Origin of the sequence: Mesorhizobium sp. M7A.T.Ca.US.000.02.2.1 (assembly GCF_003996995.1) — a bacterium.
Taxonomy (GTDB): domain Bacteria; phylum Pseudomonadota; class Alphaproteobacteria; order Rhizobiales; family Rhizobiaceae; genus Mesorhizobium.
The window spans coordinates 1-1,131 of the sequence record NZ_RZTT01000786.1 but is presented as its reverse complement, the minus strand read 5'-3'; the positions used below and the strand labels follow the sequence as shown (position 1 = coordinate 1,131).

1 protein-coding gene is annotated in these 1,131 nt (G+C 63.0%); it reads right to left on the bottom strand.

The features are described 5' to 3' along the window. Window positions 1–82 precede the first annotated feature (82 nt). The gene (gene cobF / locus EOD15_RS34620; RefSeq protein WP_127409316.1) at window positions 83–868 is read right to left on the bottom strand and encodes a precorrin-6A synthase (deacetylating); all 786 of its coding nucleotides are present in this window, start codon (window positions 866–868) and stop codon (window positions 83–85) included. Window positions 869–1,131: the final 263 nt, after the last annotated feature.

The following is a 1,131-nucleotide window of genomic DNA, read 5'->3' as shown; positions in this document are numbered from 1 at the left end:
GGGTGAGGGCAGTAGCGCAGTAGGGCAGTAGGGCAGTAGCGCAGTAGGGCAGTAGGGCAGTAGGGCAGTAGGGCAGTAGGGCCTAATCCTCTGCGCTGGGCTTGCGAAGCAGGTAAGTGTCCATGATCCAGCCCTTTTTCCGGCGCGCTTCTTCACGGGTTCTCTCGATCTCGGTGCCGACATCACTGAGACGGCCAGAGATGAGAATCTCGTCTTCCGTGCCGAGATAGGCGCCCCAATGGATGACGACATCCTTGTCGGCCAGCGTGTTGAAGGCGCATTTGCCGTCCAGCAGGACGACCGCGCTGCCGGCATCGTCCGGCATGCCTTCCTCGGTCAGGCGGCGGCCGGTGGTGATGAGGACGGAATCGCCGATGCGGTTCAGCGCCATCTTGTGGCTGGCGGCAAGTGCCTGGACGGCGGTGATGCCGGGGATCACCTCAAGCTCGAACGCCACATTTCCTCGCAGGCGCACGCGCTCGAGGATGCGCAACGCGCTGTCATAGAGCGAAGGATCGCCCCAGATCAGGAAGGCGCCGCAGCCGTCGCCGGTAATCTCGTCGCGGATCAGGCCTTCGTAAATGGCGGCGATGGCTTCGTGCCAGTCATCGACGGTCGCGCGGTAGGAGGGCTCCGGCCCATCTTCTACCGGCATGTCGCGCACCGGCACGTCGAATTCGACGCGGCGCGACTTCGGATTGGTGACGAAGCGGTCGCATATCCGGCGGCGCAGTTCGGCCAGTTCATTTTTTTTTGCACCCTTGTCGGGAATGAACAGCACATCCGCCTGGTTCAGGCCTGATATGGCCTGGACGGTCATGTGGTCGGGATTGCCGGCGCCGATGCCGATGACGAGAAGCTTGCGCATGGGCGAACTCCTGCCCGATCGGAACCTGTTAGTCCAGACCGCGCTGGCGCGTGTCCAGACCGTAGTCCAGCTCCCTATGGTGCGCTAGCGGATGCGGAAGGGCTTTGAACGCCACTTTGAAACCGCTAGGGTCCTGCAAGCATTCCAGCCGAGGGGCTTCCATGTTGCGATATATCCTGACCGCCGTGCTGGCCCTGTCGCCCGCGCCCGCCTTCGCCAATGATTCGGTTGCCGAACTCGGCACCGGTGGCCTGATCCTGTCG

Bases quoted from the DNA above. Each gene is read 5' to 3' on its own strand.
- cobF (WP_127409316.1), bottom strand. From the start codon at position 868: ATGCGCAAGCTTCTCGTCATCGGCATCGGCGCCGGCAATCCCGACCAC.